19 protein-coding genes are annotated in these 18,261 nt (G+C 45.8%); 16 read left to right on the top strand and 3 right to left on the bottom strand.

What is annotated here, in order from left to right; genetic code table 11:
• Window positions 1-95: 95 nt before the first annotated feature.
• From L215_RS0106870 to L215_RS09620, 16 genes are all read left to right on the top strand, one after another.
• Complete coding sequence (locus L215_RS0106870; protein ID WP_025882725.1) at window positions 96-680, top strand: DUF3575 domain-containing protein; 585 nt, start codon at window positions 96-98, stop codon at window positions 678-680.
• A 23-nt stretch (window positions 681-703) separates the two neighbouring features.
• Window positions 704-2,092, top strand: coding sequence for a DUF3868 domain-containing protein (locus L215_RS09425; RefSeq protein ID WP_025882723.1), 1,389 nt, complete (start codon window positions 704-706; stop codon window positions 2,090-2,092).
• 11 nt (window positions 2,093-2,103) lie between these two features.
• Window positions 2,104-2,415, top strand: a complete 312-nt coding sequence (locus tag L215_RS10435) for a DUF3408 domain-containing protein (RefSeq protein ID WP_025882722.1) — start codon at window positions 2,104-2,106, stop codon at window positions 2,413-2,415.
• A 4-nt stretch (window positions 2,416-2,419) separates the two neighbouring features.
• Window positions 2,420-2,926 carry a hypothetical protein gene (locus L215_RS09420; protein ID WP_044111877.1) on the top strand — a complete coding sequence of 169 codons (507 nt, stop codon included), beginning with the start codon at window positions 2,420-2,422 and terminating at the stop codon, window positions 2,924-2,926.
• Window positions 2,927-2,942: 16 nt separating this feature from the next.
• Complete coding sequence (locus L215_RS0106855) at window positions 2,943-3,281, top strand: DUF4134 domain-containing protein (RefSeq protein ID WP_036871648.1); 339 nt, start codon at window positions 2,943-2,945, stop codon at window positions 3,279-3,281.
• A complete protein-coding gene (locus tag L215_RS0106850; protein ID WP_025882716.1) occupies window positions 3,278-3,601 on the top strand; it encodes a DUF4133 domain-containing protein in 324 nt (107 codons plus the stop codon). Before L215_RS0106855 ends, L215_RS0106850 begins: the two co-directional genes overlap by 4 nt.
• Window positions 3,580-6,093, top strand: coding sequence for a TraG family conjugative transposon ATPase (locus L215_RS0106845; RefSeq protein ID WP_025882714.1), 2,514 nt, complete (start codon window positions 3,580-3,582; stop codon window positions 6,091-6,093). The genes L215_RS0106850 and L215_RS0106845 overlap by 22 nt, the downstream gene beginning before the upstream one ends.
• Window positions 6,094-6,108: 15 nt before the next feature.
• On the top strand, window positions 6,109-7,872 hold the full coding sequence (locus L215_RS09630) for an InlB B-repeat-containing protein (RefSeq protein ID WP_027451536.1): 1,764 nt from the start codon (window positions 6,109-6,111) through the stop codon (window positions 7,870-7,872).
• Between the two features lie 46 nt (window positions 7,873-7,918).
• Window positions 7,919-9,274 (top strand): hypothetical protein, encoded by a 1,356-nt coding sequence (locus tag L215_RS0106835; RefSeq protein ID WP_025882711.1) that lies wholly within the window; start codon window positions 7,919-7,921, stop codon window positions 9,272-9,274.
• Between the two features lie 103 nt (window positions 9,275-9,377).
• Window positions 9,378-9,980: a hypothetical protein gene (locus tag L215_RS0106830; RefSeq protein WP_027451535.1), complete on the top strand. Its 603-nt coding sequence runs from the start codon at window positions 9,378-9,380 to the stop codon at window positions 9,978-9,980.
• Complete coding sequence (locus L215_RS0106825) at window positions 9,980-10,993, top strand: TraJ family protein (RefSeq protein WP_025882708.1); 1,014 nt, start codon at window positions 9,980-9,982, stop codon at window positions 10,991-10,993. The genes L215_RS0106830 and L215_RS0106825 overlap by 1 nt, the downstream gene beginning before the upstream one ends.
• Window positions 10,994-10,999: 6 nt before the next feature.
• Entirely contained in the window at window positions 11,000-11,623 is a 624-nt protein-coding gene (gene traK / locus L215_RS0106820; RefSeq protein ID WP_025882707.1) for a conjugative transposon protein TraK, read from the top strand.
• A gap of 176 nt (window positions 11,624-11,799) precedes the next feature.
• Window positions 11,800-13,050, top strand: a complete 1,251-nt coding sequence (gene traM, locus L215_RS09410; RefSeq protein WP_025882705.1) for a conjugative transposon protein TraM — start codon at window positions 11,800-11,802, stop codon at window positions 13,048-13,050.
• 122 nt (window positions 13,051-13,172) lie between these two features.
• Complete coding sequence (gene traN / locus L215_RS0106805; protein WP_025882703.1) at window positions 13,173-14,102, top strand: conjugative transposon protein TraN; 930 nt, start codon at window positions 13,173-13,175, stop codon at window positions 14,100-14,102.
• Between the two features lie 17 nt (window positions 14,103-14,119).
• A complete protein-coding gene (locus tag L215_RS09890) occupies window positions 14,120-14,746 on the top strand; it encodes a conjugal transfer protein TraO (protein ID WP_244869677.1) in 627 nt (208 codons plus the stop codon).
• Between the two features lie 11 nt (window positions 14,747-14,757).
• Window positions 14,758-16,383: a TraQ conjugal transfer family protein gene (locus L215_RS09620; RefSeq protein WP_052343477.1), complete on the top strand. Its 1,626-nt coding sequence runs from the start codon at window positions 14,758-14,760 to the stop codon at window positions 16,381-16,383.
• A gap of 245 nt (window positions 16,384-16,628) precedes the next feature.
• Here L215_RS09620 and L215_RS0106790 read toward each other — a convergent pair whose 3' ends face one another.
• From L215_RS0106790 to L215_RS10105, 3 genes are read right to left on the bottom strand one after another with little or no spacing between them, the layout of a single operon-like run.
• Window positions 16,629-17,219 carry a hypothetical protein gene (locus L215_RS0106790; protein ID WP_025882699.1) on the bottom strand — a complete coding sequence of 197 codons (591 nt, stop codon included), beginning with the start codon at window positions 17,217-17,219 and terminating at the stop codon, window positions 16,629-16,631.
• 31 nt (window positions 17,220-17,250) lie between these two features.
• Window positions 17,251-17,814, bottom strand: coding sequence for a hypothetical protein (locus L215_RS0106785; RefSeq protein WP_025882698.1), 564 nt, complete (start codon window positions 17,812-17,814; stop codon window positions 17,251-17,253).
• A gap of 9 nt (window positions 17,815-17,823) precedes the next feature.
• Window positions 17,824-18,021 (bottom strand): hypothetical protein, encoded by a 198-nt coding sequence (locus L215_RS10105; protein WP_154657861.1) that lies wholly within the window; start codon window positions 18,019-18,021, stop codon window positions 17,824-17,826.
• Window positions 18,022-18,261: the final 240 nt, after the last annotated feature.

The raw sequence follows: 18,261 nt of genomic DNA, 5'->3' as shown, positions 1-18,261 counted from the left end.
TCTCTTCATCTTCTTCATCGCATTGTTTTGGTTATGCCGTTGCTCGTCTTTTCTACACTGTTTCTTTTCTCAGCAAGTAATCAACCCTATAATAAATGAGACGAAAGATTATCACTTTACTGCTTCTGTGCTTTGCAACGATCGGCATCTCGCACGCACAGAAAATCGCCATCAAGCACAACTTTGCTTATGATGCGCTACTAGCTCCTAACTTAGGGATAGAGTTTTCCTTGGGAGATCGAATAACGCTGGACACTCAGTACAGCAACAACACCTTTGTTTTTCGCAAGCAAGACCGTTTGCCTGAATGGTCTCACTGGCTAGCACAAAGTGAGGTTCGCTACTGGACGTGCGAATCCTTCAATGGACTCTTCTTTGGGTTACACGCTCTTGGAGGACAGTTTCGTATAGGACACGTTAATATCCCCTTTGTGTTAGAGAACAAGAACGCCATAATGAAGAACCAGCGATATATCGGATGGTTTTATGGAGGAGGTCTCAGTGTCGGTTATCAGTGGGTCTTATCTCCCCGCTCTTCTATTGAGTTGTCTGTTGGTGGAGGTTATGCTCGTGTCGACTACAACAAGTGTACAGCGTGTGGCTATAAGAATAGCGAGGCTTCAGCCAATTATGTTGGCCCGACTAAAGCCACGCTATCTTACATCTTCTTCTTCAAGTAACCTCTCTATCAATCAGAACAACAATGAAACACCTTCGTAATATATCTATATTTGTCACGCTCTTGTTTGGCAGTCTGTTTGTCTTGTCGGCTCAGGCTTATCCTTTGGAAGAGACCTCTCTAATCTCTCTATCACGGCATGACTACAAGATTGGCTATCAGCGTAACCTTAACGCTCTGACTATAGATGTAGACCTCACGTCTTACAGCAAGGTCAAGAGTCAGGAGCTTCTTTGCATCTATCCTATCTATCGTTCTAGTGATGGTAAGAAAGAGCAAAAGCTCGCACCCATCTACGTTGTAGGCGATCGTCGCCATAAGCAGATACAGCGCAACAAGCTCTTACGTAATGCTCAGGGTGTTGTCTATGAAATAGTCAACCGCCCTGTGGAGTCAATTTACGCCCGCAAGGGGGATATTATCGCACCTCATTACGAAATTGATTTTGAGCCGTGGATGCGTAATGGAGAGCTACGACTCTATATGCAGCGCTATGGTTGTGCTTCTTGCCCTTCAGCTCTCGTCTCTTATCAGAGCGAGCCTGTCCATCTAGACACTTACAATTTCGGCCGCTACGAGTATACCTTTATTCGTCCAGCCGACGAGCAGTCCAAAGAGTACAAGAAGAGCTTTGACAGCTATGTCCGCTTTCCCTACGATTCTAGCGAGTTGCTTTTTACTAGCGAGAACTCAGCAGAGCTAGAGCGTCTCAACCGCTTTATCATTGCCTCTCAGCAAGAGGAGGGAGTGCGACTGAGTTCGCTAGCTATTGTTGGCTATGCCTCACCAGAGGGAACTGCTAACTACAATCAGCGTTTGAGCGAGTATCGTGCGCAAGCTCTCTATGATTATGTTCAGGGTCGCTTCCCTAACCTCGTAGCCACTGTCAAGGTGTCAGGTGAAGGTGAGGACTGGTCTGGACTACGCCAGCTAGTCTCTGAGAGTACTCTTGACAACAAGTCTCAAGTGTTGCGCATCATAGACGATGTCCCCACAGATGTCAAGCGAGATAAGTCTATGTGCCAGCTAGGCAACTACAAACATCTGCTAGCAGATTACTATCCACAGTTGCGACGTACCACCTTTACGATGAGTTACGAGGTAGGAGCTTTTCGTACGGACGAGCTAGCGAGCGTCTATGCTAAGAACCCTCTCCTGCTCAAGCAGAACGAGTTGTTCTATCTAGCTGAGCAAGCGATGGAGCAAGGTGTTAGCCCCGTGCCTTATCTACGTTCTGCTTATGAGCAGTACCCCAAAGATCCTGTTGCTATTCTTAACTATGCTAATGCCCTGCTCAAGTACGAACACAACGCTGAGCTAGCTTACCAGCTACTCACACCCATTCGTACTGATGCACGTGCTAAGCTCCCCTTATCAGTAGCAACGGAAATGATGTCTTCTGCGAACCTTTAACCATTCGAGCTATGTCTACAGATTCGGAACAAAGAGACACCTCTACTGTCACCTTAGAGAACTTTTCAGAGTACTCTGCGGAATTTTTTCGACCTCCCGTACGTATGTCCCTCTCCAATCGCAAATGTAACGTCTCTCTTAATGAAGATGTCTACTTGATGATTAGGCGAACACTTAACTACCTAGGGGATGGTGAAAGCACCGTGGGTGGGTATGTGGAGAATATCCTTCTTAGTCACTTGACTCAGTATAAGGATATACTCAACACTGAGACTTCTAAGCGACTCAAGCAACCGCTCATACCCGACTGTATTAGTAGTTAGTGCTATGAATGCGCTTTTTGTTCTTGCTATAATAGGCTTTATCGGCTTGGCTGTTGTTTATGTCAGCCTCCGACTACCTGACGTAAACCCTCGTAAGCGTTTTGGTAAGCCCACAGCAGACCAGCCAAAGCCGTCTAAGCCGCTGCGTACGTCTACCTCTCGAACGAGAGGTAGATATATGGAGATTGTGGGGCAGCCCCACACAGACATCTCCATCTACTTTTCAGATGTTCCCCGTCAGCCAAACAAAAAGTGTCTAGCCTCTCGCCATCAAGTCGAGAAGCTAGTTGGCGATCAGCTAGGTATTACGTCCCCCTCCTCTCCTTTAGAGAATAGCTACGACCGCTCGCCATCAAGTGCTAATGAATTTAGCACCGATGAGCTTGACCGCTATCCATCGATGTCTCCATCAGAACAAAAGAACTGGAGGTCGGACAAGCTAGATGGGGTGTCTGAGAAACAACAAGCCGTCAATGCAGCTCTCAGCCAGTTGTCAAGTTATCCTGCTTAATATAAATCCAGTACTCATGAAACGAAACATTATATCTTGCCCCTCAAGAGCTGTCAAGGTCTTTTTAGCACCAATGCTCTATATACTCACCAGCTCTGTTTTATCAGCCCAAAAGTCCGCGACATCGGGAGTCGCAGCCTTCAAGCAAGCCTCAGATGCGTTGACCCAATACTTTGATCCGTTAGTGACCCTCATTTATGTTGTCGGAGCTGTCGTTGGTCTAATTGGAGCCATCAAAGTATATCAAAAGTTTAGTCAAGGAGACCCCGACACGGGCAAGACCGCTGCTTCGTGGTTTGGAGCCTGTATCTTCCTTGTTATCTCAGCTACCGTCTTGCGAGCTTTTTTCCTATGACCTACGAAGTCAATAAGGGCATTGGAGCTTCCATTGAGTTCAAGGGGCTCAAGTCTCAGTACCTCGTCATTTTTGCGTGTGGCTTGGGAGGAGTCTTCCTCGTGGCTGTTGTCCTTAACATCGTTGGCGTACCGTCTGTGCTTATGGTAGGTATCTCAGCTCTACTAGCGACAGTCTTGGTCTATACAGTATTCAAGATGAATAAAAAGTATGGCACTCACGGCTTGATGAAGCTCCGAGCGATTGCCAAGCACCCCGACTACCTAATCCATCGTCGTACAGTTAGAAGTTTGCTCAGATGCGCAACACTGCGAAAGTAAGAACTCTAGAGAGGCTCTTCCCGCTCCTTGCGGTGGAGAACGGTTGCATCATCTCTAAGGAGGCCGACCTGACGGTCGCCTTTAAGGTGGAGCTGCCCGAACTCTTCACCATCACAGAAGAGGAGTATGAGCAAATACATAGTACTTGGAGCAAGGCTATCAAGGTCTTGCCCGTCTATAGCATCGTGCATAAGCAGGATTGGTATACGACAGAGACCTATCGTGCTGAGCATCTAGGCGACGCTCAGATGAGCTTTCTAGACCGTTCTAGTGAGCGACACTTCAATGAGCGTCCCTATCTCAATCACGACTGTTATCTCTACCTGACCAAGACAACCCGTCAGCGTATGGCGCAGAAGAGCGACTTCTCCAGTCTTGTGCAGGGTCGACTAGTGCCAAAGGAGATGACTGACAAGGAGGGTATCAGTGCGTTCTTAGACGCTGTAGACCAGTTTGAGCGCATTGTCAACGATTCAGGCTTGTTTAGCATCGCCCGCCTCACCGAGGAGGAGCTTCTAGGCAAGGATAATGAGCGAGGTCTTTTAGACCGCTATCTAAGCTTAGAGCGCGACAAGTCCGCCTCGCTAGAGGACTTGTCACTACGTGCTAAAGAGGTGCGGATAGGCGACAAGATGCTCTGTCTGCACACCCTCTCTAGCACAGAGGACTTACCAACCAGTGTAAGTACTGATAGGGCTTATGAGAAATTATCGACCGACAAGAGTAGTTGTCGCTTGTCCTTTAGTAGTCCCGTAGGTCTCCTTCTCTCTTGCAATCACATTTACAACCAGTACCTCTTCATACCAGATGGTGAGGAGGCAAAAAAACGCTTTGAAAGTACCGCCCGCAATATGCACTCACTAGCTCGTTATTCACGAGCTAACGCTATCAATGAGGAGTGGATACACGATTATCTCAACACATCGGTAACTCTGGGCATAAGCCCCATACGAGCGCACTTTAATGTCTTGGCTTGGAGTGACAATGAGCGAGAGATGACCGACATCAAGAATATGGTGGGTAGTGCTATCTCATCGATGGATTGCACCCCACGGCACAATACGGTGGACACAGCCACACTTTACTGGGCTGGTATGCCTGGCAATGCAGGTGATTTCCCCTCTGAGGAGAGCTACTGGACGTTCATACCGCCAGCGCTGTGCCTATTCTCAGGCGAGACCAACTATAAGGACAGTCTCTCGCCCTTTGGTATCAAGATGTGTGATCGTTTGTCGGGCAAACCCATACACGTAGACATCAGCGACCTGCCGATGAAGAAAGGTATCACCACTAACCGCAACAAGTTCATCTTGGGGCCTTCGGGTAGTGGTAAGTCTTTCTTCTGTAACCATATGGTACGTCAGTATTATGAGCAGGGAACGCACATACTGTTGATTGATACAGGGAACTCTTACGAGGGCTTGTGTCAGTTTATCCATGCCAAGACCAAAGGTGAGGATGGGATCTACTATACCTATACAGAGGAGACACCCATTGCTTTCAACCCCTTCTATACCGACGACTACGTCTTCGATATAGAAAAGAAAGAGAGCTTGGCGACCCTTATCCTCACCTTGTGGAAGTCAGGAGATGAGAAAGTGACTAAGACTGAGGTCAGCGAGCTGTTCGCCTCCATTGGAGCTTATATCAATAAGATTACCGAGGATCGATCTATCGTCCCCAGCTTCAACACCTACTACGAATTTATGCTTGACGAGTATCGTCAAGATCTGCTCAGTAGGGAAATAAAGGTAACAAGGGAGGACTTCAACATCGACAACCTCTTGACCACACTCAAGCACTACTATCGAGGTGGCGAGTACGACTACCTACTCAACTCAACAGACAACATCGACCTGCTGAGCAAGCGATTCGTCGTCTTTGAGATTGACGCTATCAAGGATAACAAGATCCTCTTCCCAGTGGTGACCATCATCATTATGGAGAGTTTCATCAACAAGATGCGTCGCCTGAAGGACGAGCGCAAAATGATCGTGATTGAGGAGGCTTGGAAAGCTATCTCCAGTGCTAATATGGCTGAGTTCATCAAGTACCTCTACAAGACCGTGCGTAAGCACTTTGGAGAGGCAGTTGTGGTAACCCAAGACCCTGATGATATTCTGCGCTCTCCAATCGTGCGTGAGAGTATCATTAACAACTCCGACTGTAAGATACTGCTTGACCAGCGCAAGTATATGAACAAGTTTGACGCTATCCAAGATGCGTTAGGCTTGACCAATAAGGAGAAAGAGCAAATCCTCTCCATCAATCAGAACAACGATCCCAACCGTCTCTACAAAGAGGTTTGGTTTGGTTTAGGAGGTATGGTGAGTGCCGTCTATGCAACAGAGGTGAGCTTAGAGGAGTACTACGCCTATACAACCGAAGCAACAGAAAAAGTAGCCGTCCAGCGACTTGCAGAACAGCTCGGAGGAAACATTGAGTTAGCTATTCGCCAGATGGCTCAAGCACAACGTAAAAAGGACATATAATAAATATGATAGCCTATGAGAATGATAATTAAACCCCTGTGGCTCGCCTTAGCTACACTGTCAGCATTACTGACGGTTGTTAGCTGTGTAAAAGAGCTAGCCGTAAAAGAGCAGGCGGTGAACTTTGACTCGTCTCTGACTACTGAACAGTCTCAGATTGTGAAGGGCGACTCAACGGTCACGACCCAGCTCTTAATCAACGAGGAAGAAGTTGACTGTCCACGTCCGACAAAGTATAGCGTCAGCTTTACTTATGACGAAGAGGCAGGCACGCTCTTTTTCCTCGGAGATTCTATTCAGAGTGGAACCTCTATCCCGCTATCGTCACTCTCCGATTTATCCTTGACTTATCAAGCTAAAAAGCTTGTGGGTAACAAAGTCGATGTAACCGTTAGCAACGATGCTCCTAAGAAGCTCAGTAAAGAGCTTGTTTGGAACATTCTTGCGGATAAAACTTACTGGGTCAAGTCCGAGCAAGAGGGTGAGGGTGAAATCACCATCACAGGAGCCGACGACCTCGATGCGGTTGAGCCTGACACCAAGCTAGCGGTTACCGCTAAGCCAGCCGACGGCTGGGAGCTGGTGACGCTGACCGCCAACGAGGAGGACATACTCGAAGACAAGAGCTTCGAAGTCACAGAGAATACTATAGTACGAGCGACCTTTAAGGAGCTGACGCCAGAGACCTACAAGGTCACGCTCGTCAAAGAGGGCGAGGGCGATGCTAGCGTCTTGGTCGTTTTTCCTGATGGTGATAAAAAAGAGTTGGAAGTAGGTAAAGCCATTTCTGTACCAGCAGGCACTAAGCTAAGTGTTAAGGTTTACTTTAATTCAGCGGATTTCTACGTTCCCTCTATGACCGCTAATGGTGCTGACATACTCAAGAGCCGTAGTTTTGTGGTAACAGAGGATACAACTCTTAAGGTGGTTGGCGCGCGGACGCTTTCCACAAAGGTGTTTATGGATGGGCGAGGAAAAGTTTCTGTTACGGTTTATGATGCCAGAAAAAATAACGTTTACACTCTTCAAGACAAGCCTGAAAGACCTGACGATGCACAGTATGTTTTGTCTAGCATTCGTTATCTTGTTCCAGGCACTAAGCTGACGATCACCGCTGAGCCAGCCGACGGCTGGGAGCTAAAGTCTATAACAGCTAATGGTGTGGATATTACAGCCAGTAAGACCCTTACAGTGACGAGTAACACGGTCGTGAAGGTAGTCTTCAAGAAGCGACCTCCGATACCCGACGTTCCTACCCCCGATCACATTCCTAACGAATATGATTATCAGCGTAACTGCTCCATTAAGATTCTTATGGTAGATCAAGATACGGTGAAGCTTCCTATCCCTGTCAAGCAGTATAAGGAATACTTAAACATTGAGGCTGTTCACGTGAAAGAGAATGAGATTTATCGTCGAGTGAAATTTGATTTTTCGGAAGTTGCACTCTCCGAACAATCAGAGGGTCTTTTTCGTTGTGATTTCTTCTATATAGACTGGTCTCGGGTTATAAGACCTTTTCTTCAAGTACAACAAAAACAGCCATTGAGAGACTATATATTTTCTCATGCGACCGTTAATGCAGTAGGTAAAGCTATTGATGGGACATTCAGGAAAGACAAAATAGAAACGCTCGCTTCCAGTGATCCAATTCTAGCCAGCATCCCCGAACTAGCTGGCAGTTATGTGCTGACCCAACTTCCTCTTGCGCATTGTTCGGACCGCACCAATCCATTAGAGAACTATCTGGAAGTGATATGCTTCTTCAAGCGCAAGTAAGTAAACACTAAACACGTAAATAATTCACTCTTAAATAACATATACAATGATCCAAACAATCAAAACATTATTCTTCGTCCTAGCGTCTCTATCAGCTCTGCTGTTTGCGAGCAGTTGCCAGGACGACCTTAAGCCTCTAGAGCAAGAAATGGATTTTTCCGTGTCTTGCTCTCCCACGTACGCTCATATAGAGCGTGAGGAACAGCTGGTTAACACCCAGATCTTAGTCTCAGAACAAGAGGTCGAGTGTCCTCGTCCAACTAAGTATAGCGCTAGCTTTACTTATGACGAAACTCTCGGCACTCTTCACTTCCTTGGAAAGCGTGTTAAGACTGGTACCCCTATCCCGCTTTCGTCTCTAACGAACCTTAGCTTGACCTACCAAGCCAAGCAGCTTGTGGGCAATACAGTCAAAGTAACCATCACCAACGATGCCCCTAAAGCTGTAAGCAAAGAGGCAACGTGGACAATCAATGCCGATGACACCTACAACATTGAGACTTCACAAGAGGGTGAGGGCGAGCTAATCGTCCGTGGAGCCAAGGACCTCAAGCGAGTACCCGCAGGTACTGAGCTAACAGTATCGGCTACACCAGCCGATGGCTGGGAGCTAGTGGCACTGACGGCAAACAAAGTGGATATCCTGTCCAGTAAGAGTTTTGTAGTCTCAGAGAATACTGCTATACGGGTTACTTTTACAGAAGAGAATCCAATGCGTCGTATTCATTTTTTGCTTCAACGGAGTGATCTCGTTTCTCTATACCAAAGACACTCTAATTACACGTTATCGGATCTTGAGCTTTTTCAGAAGTTTCTCCCTAAAGTAGAGACTGAAAATGGTGAACTACTCACCCCTGAGTTAACATCACGAACCCCTCAAGGAGAATGGGATATATCCTATCCAGAAGTCCGAGTTGGCACATCAGTTCGCTTCATTCTAGATGAGGCTGCGATGAGTCCTTTAGTAGCTACTTTAACTTACGCTGGGACGAGTTATTCAAATCGTAGTTGGCAGGTAGATGGAGTCTCTCCTACATTTAATCTGCGCTACACTCTTGCAAATGGATTTGCGTACCTCGCATATCCTTCCCAAACGCAGACAAGCAGTGAGCATGGTTATATAAACGTCAAGCCTCCTTATCGCCCCTTTAGAGTACTCGCTCGCTATGGAGGTGAAAGCACAGATATACCTCCGTATGAGATTGTAGCTGTACCAACTCAGTCACAAGTAGAGATTACACCTATCGGGTTAGCTGGGTGGGCTTATAATGGACTTCGTTTAACCGAACTAGATGCGAAACAAGCCCCAGTTGATACAGACTACCCTGCGAATGTTCTTTCTATACCCATAAAGAATAAATCTTCGATTGTCACTTGTCGTTGGTATTATAAAGGTCAATAACAAAGTCCTTTCCAGCTCCGCTTTAGGAGCAGAGCTGGAAAGGACTTTGTCCTTGCAACTGATAATCAACACACCTTCTTTCAAATACTAATTCCTCAATTGTATGAAACGTAATCACGTCCGATGGCTTACAGCCGTCATAACTACAGCTCTGCTCCTCCTTGGAGCAGGGCTACCTGCTAAAGCTCAATTTGTCGTAAGCGACCCTGCAATTCTTGCGAAAACCATTGAGCAATCCTTGCAAGATCTCAAACAGTATAAGAAAGAGGCAGAAGAGCTTCTTGCTACATATGGTAAAATCAGGGATTTTTCAAAAGGTCTTAAGCAGGTCAAAGACGCAGGAAAAGCTCTAAAAGATATATCCCGACTTCCAGACATAGTACTACGTAAGTATCGCAACAACAAATATCTCTATGATTTCGAAAAGTTGAGTTGTTTTGATGCTTTGTCTTTGACTCTTAGTGAAGCTACTGATGTTCTTAGTGAAATTGGCAACTATGGAAGATATACCCCAAGCAAAGATGATGGCCGTCCTAATCTTACTGCTGAATCGAAGTTAATGATGATTGATCGCCTTTGCGACGAAGTAATCGCACTCCGTAATCAAGCTTATCGCATTGTGTACAAATACGATCGTATAAGCGAGTACAGAGCCAAAGAAGCAGGGACGCAACGCCTATTTGACAAGCTAAATGGTTATAAGTAATGAATGATAGCTTTGTAAATCTATATGAGCAGTTAGACAAGGTCAGAGAAGCTATTATAACTGCTAATCTAAATAACTATATGACACTAGCCACCTCGCTAGGTGCTTTAGGAGCCTTGCTCTATATTGCATATCGAGTGTGGCGGTCAATGGCTAATGCTGAACCAATAGATGTTTTTCCGCTCTTGCGTCCGTTCGTCATAGGATTACTTATTATGAACTTCTCTTGGGTAACCAGTTTTATGGATAGTGTTGTTGGAGCTATACAGCAAAGCACAGAGGCTGTTGCTGAGTCAAACCGCTCCGAACTAGAGCAAGCTCGTAAGTCTCTTGATGATGCCGAAAAGCAGGAGCTTGCTCGCAAGGAAGCCGAGCGACAAGCTGAACAATCCGAGAAAGGCTTTGTAGAGAAGACCGTAGATGCAATCAAAGATCCTACATCACTGATAGACTGGGAAACCGCTAAGTACGAAGTTAAAAGCTGGTTCATCAATCTTTTGCGAGACTTCCTCAAGTGGGTGATGGAGTGTGCTAAGCTTATCCTGTACACAGTTTCCTCCTTTATGATTTTGATCTTGACTATTCTCGGACCAATCGTGTTTGCTTTTGCCATTTTTGATGGCTTCCAGCAGGGATTAGTCTCGTGGATAGCACGCTATATCCATCTGTCTCTATGGTTGCCTGTCGCGAATATCTTACAAGTGATGCTCAACAGTATAGAAATACAAATGTGCAATGCTCAGACGCTAGCCATACAAAGTGGTGAGGGTGCAGACACATGGTTTATTATCATCTTCTACATCATCGGCTTAGTAGCCTTTACAACCGTTCCGACTGTCTCAGGGTGGATTGTAGAGGCTGGTGGTGGCGGTGGTGGCTTGACCCGTACCCTCACCTCAATGGGGTCTCGTGGAGCTGCTAAAGCTGGAGCTGTAGCAGGTGGAGCCGTCGCTCTAGGAGCTCAAGGCACTCAAAAGGCGGCCTCCTTTCTTCGTTCTAAGCTCAAAAAATAAAGCTGTATGGAGTTCAAGAGCCTACGCAATATAGAGAGTAGCTTCAAGCGCATACGTCTGTACACAATAGTCTTTGCACTATTGTGTATGGGCGTTGCTATAAGCTCTCTCGTAAGTGCTTATAGCTTTGCGAATAAGCAACGGGAGAAGATCTATGTCCTTGACCAAGGCAAGTCTCTAATCCTTGCGCTGTCGCAAGATGTAGAAGCTAATCGTCCTGTAGAGGCTCGTGAGCATCTCAGACGATTTCACGAATTGTTCTTTACACTGGCTCCTGAATCGCAAGCGATACAGAGCAATATCAGTCGTGCGTTGGATATGGCAGACGAATCTGCTTATAACTACTACACCGACTTGCAAGAGGAGAAGTATTATAATCGTCTCATCTCGACAAACACTTCTCAGGTGTTGACGGTGGATTCTATCTCCTGTGACTTTAATGTCTACCCCTATGAGGCTGTTGTCTACGGCACACAGACTATTTATCGTAGGAGCAATGTTACAGAGCGATCGCTTGTGACCGCCTGCTCCCTACTCAACACGGTACGTAGTGACCGCAACCCACAGGGCTTCCTAATCACTAAGTTTAGAGTAATCAACAATGAAACAAGACGTACCCTCCCCCGGTAGTGCCAGTACCATGCCTGAAAATGAAAAGTTTGGTTGGGTGAAAAAACAGATCAACCGACTCAAAGCGTGGTGTGACAAGCTAACGCCAGAAGAGCGTAAACGACTAACGTTTATCTCTATGGGTGTCTACCTAGCTGTTTTTCTTCTAGTAATCACAATCAACATCATTAAATGATATGGATACAAACAAGAAAGCTCCTGACAAGGCTAAGCTCAAGCAATGGCTAGTGATGGCCATTATCTCCGTCATCTTTGTCGGAGCATTGTATATGATACTTCGTCCTTACCTCAATAAGGAGGATAAAGGCGGTAATGGACAGCTCATCACCAATGTCCCTGACGCTGATGTAGCCAAGCTCCCTGAGGATAAGTTATCAGCCTATAAGGGATCAGACCTTGTCAGTCTTGATGAGGAGCAAGTCGATCCACGACTCCAACGGCTCTATGACGAGCAGGACAATGCCGATGATTCTATTGAATATACAAGTCGTCGCTATACCCGCAATGAGGAGTACGACCCTTACGATGATGAGGGGTATCAGTCTTCTCAAGAGATGTATGCTCAGTTTGCTCGTGAGCAAGAGGAGGAAGATCGTATATCTCGCCTCGAAGAGCAACTAGTTTCGCTAGAGCGTGAAAAACAAGACCTAGCCGAAGAGCGTGAGTATCTTACCCAGCTAGGTGAAATCAAGGATAGGCAGATCGCTGCAAACGATATATACAACAATGCTTATAAGCCAGCACCCCCTGCTCCCGCTCCTGAACCTCCAAAGGATCCCAATGCTCCAGTCAGCTTTGACGCTGTTGGTGCCAAGACTGTAGACACCTCAGTGGTCTCTACACTATCTCAATCAGGTAGAGATGCCTCTAGCCAGCAGGCGCACGAGGCTTTGCTACAGAACCGCTTTACCACATCTGTAGGCTCGTTGCGTAGTGAGGCTGTTGCCAAGAACACGATGCGAGCTATCATCGATGAGACCAAGACCATCAAGCTAGGCGATGATGTCAAAATGCGTCTTATGGAGGATATACAGATAGGCTCTGTGATGGTACCTAAAGGGACTATCATAGTGGCTAAGTCAAACCTCTCGGGTAATCGACTACAGCTCAAAGTCACCTCCATCGAGTATAAAGAGCGGATTATAGGAGTAGACTTATCCGCCTTTGATCTCAATGGGCAAGAGGGACTTTATGTCCCGCTAAGCACCGAAGCTGTAGGTCTTAAGGCTCTTGGAGAGGGACTAGCAGAGACTGCCACGGGAGGTATTTCTATACAGCAAAGTGGTAAGGATCAAATCTTAGCTAACGTCTCAAACGGTCTCATACGCTCAGGAGGCAATTATTTGCGTTCGAAGGCAGGTGAGGTGAAAATCAAGATTAAGGCTGGCTATCAGCTCTACCTCTATGACAAATCTCAGCAAGGCTAATCTCTTTCCCTCCGTGGAATGTGGAAATTCCTCGGGAGGAACTTTTTAGTTCCTCCGTTGGAACTCTTCGGTTCCTCGGTTGGAAGCATTCAATCGTCCAATATCCAAACATCAACAATACAATGAACAAGACTTTATTCTCTATCATTTTCGCCCTCCTGACACTAGGAGCTGGCGCCTTCTCCACCGCTCACGCTCAGTCGTCAGGCGACCTGTATCAAGGCTTGACTAGAGGTATGCCTGATGGTCGTACCGTTATCCCCTATGGACTAGAGGTTACCTTCGACAAGACCTCACATCTTATCTTCCCTGCGCCAATACGCTATGTAGACTTAGGGAGTGCTAACATAGTCGCTAGTAGGGCAGAAAGTGCAGAAAATGTTCTTCGCGTCAAAGCGTCTGTCAAGGACTTTGAGACAGAGACCAATCTGTCTGTAATTTGCAACGATGGCTCTTTTTATGTTTTTAACGTGAAGTATGCCAACGAGCCTGAGAAGCTGTCTCTAGAGATGGTGGACTTCCTGCACGCCAGTGAGGGTAATCTACCGTCGAATAAGGCGGATATATACTTCAAGGAGCTTGGCAATGAGACCCCAACATTGGTACGACTACTTATGTCTACGATACACAAGCAGAACAAGCGACTAGTCAAGCATATATCTGCCAAGCAGTTTGGTATGCAGTTTGGTCTCAAAGGGGTTTATACCCACAACGGCTTACTCTACTTCCACACCTCTATTCGCAACACAACCAATATGCGTTACCAGATTGACTACGTAACCTTCAAGGTAGTAGACAAGGCGGTGACAAAGCAGACAGCTATACAGGAAACTATCCTCCAGCCACTACGAGCTTACAACGACCTTGCTGTTGTTGCTCCTAAGAGCGAGTTGCGCTCGATATACGCTCTCGAAGCGTTTTCACTACCTGAGGGTAAAATCCTCGAAATATCCCTCCACGAGCTTAATGGAGGTCGCACCCTAACCTTTACAGTAGACAATAAAGACCTCGTAAGGGCTAGAGCTATTGATGACCTCGAACTACGCTTTTAGTCCCCTGATTTATGACTATGACAATCAATAATCCGATACGCTATGGGAGGCTGACTAGCCTTCCTGTAGCTTTGTTGTGCCTATTACTGTTGGCTCTGCCAAGTGTAAGCAAGGCACAACGTGCCATACCCCACCAAGATGGATTAATTCTATCGGGTGGGGTACCGCTAACCAACGAGACTCCATTTGTCCAATGGGGCAATTGGTCGGCTCGGATAGACTATACGCACTACTTCTTCCACGCTGACTACCTCGTGGTAGGAATGGAGTATAGTCACGACAAGAGATCCTATTCTGATGCTTTGACCAATAGCTACTCTATACCTGTAGAGGATTACCTCTTCAAAGCTGGCTATATGTACCCAATACTCTCTGACTACACCCACACCTTCCTGCTTTACGCTGGCTTGTCTGCGCTATGTGGCTACGAGGACGTTAATAGACGACAGTATGACCTAAGCAATGGAGCCACCATACGCTCTCGCTCCCACTTTGTCTATGGAGGCTCTGCTCATCTATCAGCAGAAATCTTTCTTACAGACAATTGGCTCCTGACGATACGTGGTGATGGAAACTTCTTAGTCGGCTCCCAGCTTAACCTATTTCGGCCTCTAGCCACAATGGGCTTCCGATTTAACTTCTAAAACTACAGACTATGAATAGATACTTTATCCTACCGATCCTGCTAGCAATGCTACTAGGAGCTTGCTCTAGAGAGGTTGATGTGCAGGAGGTCTACCCCTTTGAGGTAGAGCTGATGCCATACCATCAAGATGCGACTAAAGGGCAGGCAGTGGAGGTGAGATGTAAGCTCACTCCACAGAAGCTCTTTGTCACTCGCAAGTACTACATACGTAAGTTTCAACGTAGCGGCAAGGGATGCCTCCTACTGAATGTTGGTGGTGTTGAGCTTGCCGACAACGATAATTACGACTTAGCCGTAGGCGACTTCCGCCTATATTATACTCCTAAAGAGGGTAATCAGCACACCATCGAATTGGTCGTGTCTGATGACGCTGGTCAGGAGCAAAATCTAGTATTAGAGTTTAACTTGTCTGATAATTCAGTTGGGGGAGGAGACAGCCCTTCTGATTCATCGGCAGTTGTTACTCACGGAGAAAATGGTAATTACTATATCAATGGCTTTGACACCGGCATTGCTATTACAGACCCTAATCACACGCCTGTAGTGACTATAGTTGACGGGTACTACTACCTTGATGGAGTAAAAACCTCCGTACCTGTCCACCCCCAACCTGACGAGAGCAGTATTCCACCAATAGGAGACGTAGCTCTCGGAGAAAATGGTAATTACTATATCAATGGGGCGGACACTGGTATTGTTATCAAGCCTGGACATAAACCTGTGGTAACTATAGTTGATGGGTACTACTACATCGACGGGGTAAAAACTCCAGTCCCAGCACCTCCTGCTCCTATTACTCCCCAATATCCCGACGGAGTTCTTGTCCCAGCCCTCAAAAAGCAAGGCAAGTACGAAGTATTACTCATTAGCAAGTCTCCAGAGGTGACTTATACTGATCCCACAACAAACGAAAAGAAAACGGTGGTCGCCAATGGCGTACGTATAGAAGATGGAGCTTGTCTCTATCAGTGTCTCTCCCCCGATTCTGTGCCAGTTCCCTTCGCCACTATTAGTGGCTTACCCCGTATACCTGACAAGAGATACCAGACCGACAAGAATGGTTGCTTTGTCGTACCTGCCTCTGACTTACCTGTCAAAGGGCTACCTGAGACTGGTGTCACCAAGTCTATCATTATCAATGGGAAGCAGTACTCTTCTGACAAGACCACCTACGTACCCTCACGTATGATTGTCAAATTGATTTACAGCCACAATGAGGGTTCTAAGTTTTTCTTCCGTCTGACACAGTGGGATTCGGAAAAAGGCGATGGCAAGTTTGTCCCGCTAGTCACCCCTCTAGATGGAGCCGTTTATGGCGACCGTCAGAATTTCGTCCTTTGGGCTATGCGAGACAAGGCTAAAGGGCGTGGGGTTAAGGCTGACTATACAGCTCTATCTCACTCAGTCGCCTATGGCACGTCCGATGGCTTTATTGTTGTCGTCTTACCAAACGTTAGTATATCAGATCCCAGCTCTCCTGACTATGGTCGCACCGACCGCAAGCCTCTATTTCTTATGCTCGCTATGATGCGTGCCCCTTATTCAGATCAACCTATTCGCACTTTGCAACTTCTAGGTATGGCTGAAAAATCGTTTTGGAATAGCTTCACGGACTTCTTTACTGTCCTTGAGTAGGTCTTTATATAGTATAGAAGATCTCTGTTGATTTCATATAAGAGAATGTCAGGAGTTGGGAAAATAGGCTCGTTGGGTATGTGGTTTGTCGGTTTTAAGCGTTGAGCCTTTGTGTCCCAGCTCCTGTTCTCACTAACTGCGAGTCAAGTGCGTCTCCATCTCGTAAAGAGATAAAACACAAAACACGAGCGATAGAGGTTTTCTACCGCCCGTGTTTATTCTATTTTCTATTTCTATGGTTGCGTTTACTTTGACTTTGTACTGTATTCTCTGCTTTTATAGCTCCACCCATTATCTTCAGAAAGGATTATAGTCTTACTTTCCTCTCTTGTCACCTTTTTGTTTATCTTTTCTTGCCAAGTAAATGTGACCGTAGTCTCAATAGGTTGCGGTAAGTCGAAAGGTTTGTTAGGGTCTTTAAAACGTTGGTCTTTAGCTTCAAAGCTAAAATTCAAGGTTAGCTCCATTGGTGTACTTGGACTATATGGGTGTGGAGCAGTTGTGAAGTGATACGTTTTTAGTGTATTCGCTGGAACAACCAAGTTCCCCTCTTCTGAATCTCGCTCATCAGACGAAATATACGATGTCCCTTTGTCAACACCATTTACATAGAGCGTAAAGACCCCAAATGCAAAGCAGTCAAACATTATAGGTCTATCGGACTTTAATGTTAGTGTTTGCTCAATAGGAATGACCTCCTCGTTTTCGTTATTCGTTTCATTACCCTTATTAGGGTTTGGCTCATTGCGCGTACCACCGCCACAAGCGGTTAGAAGAGTTATTGTGAACAGTCCACATAACACTGCCAAAAGGCTCCATTTCTTTGTCGTATTCATATCCCTCTATTTGGGTTTATCTACTTTCTTGCTAGAATTTGACATTAGAAACGATATTCACGACATTACTGCTATTGTCGTAATCAAGGACGATTGTTTTGCTTTCCTTTTTTATTGTTTCCCCATCAATTCTTTCCTCTATCGTGTACGTAAGAGAATTTTTTGTCTTATTCAGCAGATAGTCACTATCTGCATCGCCTGGTATATGTATCTGAAAAATGGACTCCAATGTTCCTTCTTCAGAAATGTTTTGTCCATCGTCTTGTAGTTTTGCAGTCACAACGTAATGTCCGTGTGTTATGTCTTCTTCTGAAATTTCTGAAGCTAATGCGTATCCGACTTCTTTTCCATTAAATCGCAGGTCTATTTTGTAAGCAAATGCTCCACCTCGCCACGTAAAATCAACAGGACTATTTGCCTCAAACATAAAAACATGCTCAATGGTGTGTTCGGTAACTTTATCTGCATTGTTGTGATTACCCTTATTATTAGGGTTTGGCTCATTGCGCGTACCACCGCCACAAGCGGTTAGGAGAGTTATCGTGAACAGTCCACATAACACTGCTACAAGGCTCCATTTCTTTGTCGTATTCATATCTCTATTTCAGTTTGTTGGTTGTCTAAATTGCTGTCTCTCTTGCTGTTTGTAATCAAGAGATTTCTCTTCATCTCTATTACAAAGATACCAAAAACATCTGACACACCAAATTTTTCCACCTTTATTTTCCGCTTTCTCAGTTCTGCCGTTTTCCCCTATAGGTAGCCCTAAAATTCTGGTCTTTAACCCAATCTTTTTAGACATATTATTCTGTCTCTTTGGAGCTTACGTATATAATGGACTCAAAGTATTCGAAAATAAGAGCGTCAGGTATCACATCTCCCCACTTGAAGTTGTCAGTTCTTCATCGCAAAGGTACGCATAGTCGCTGTAATAAACTGTAGATGCCCCAAGATTAAGGGGGAACCTCTTGTCTATTTGGAAAATAAGTTGTATATTTGCCCTTGTGATGAAGAGATAGTTTCTACCTCCTTCCACCGAGGT

This window comes from Porphyromonas uenonis DSM 23387 = JCM 13868 (genome assembly GCF_000482365.1).
GTDB classification, from domain to species: Bacteria; Bacteroidota; Bacteroidia; order Bacteroidales; family Porphyromonadaceae; genus Porphyromonas; species Porphyromonas uenonis.
This window is presented reverse-complemented; position numbering and strand designations above follow the sequence as displayed.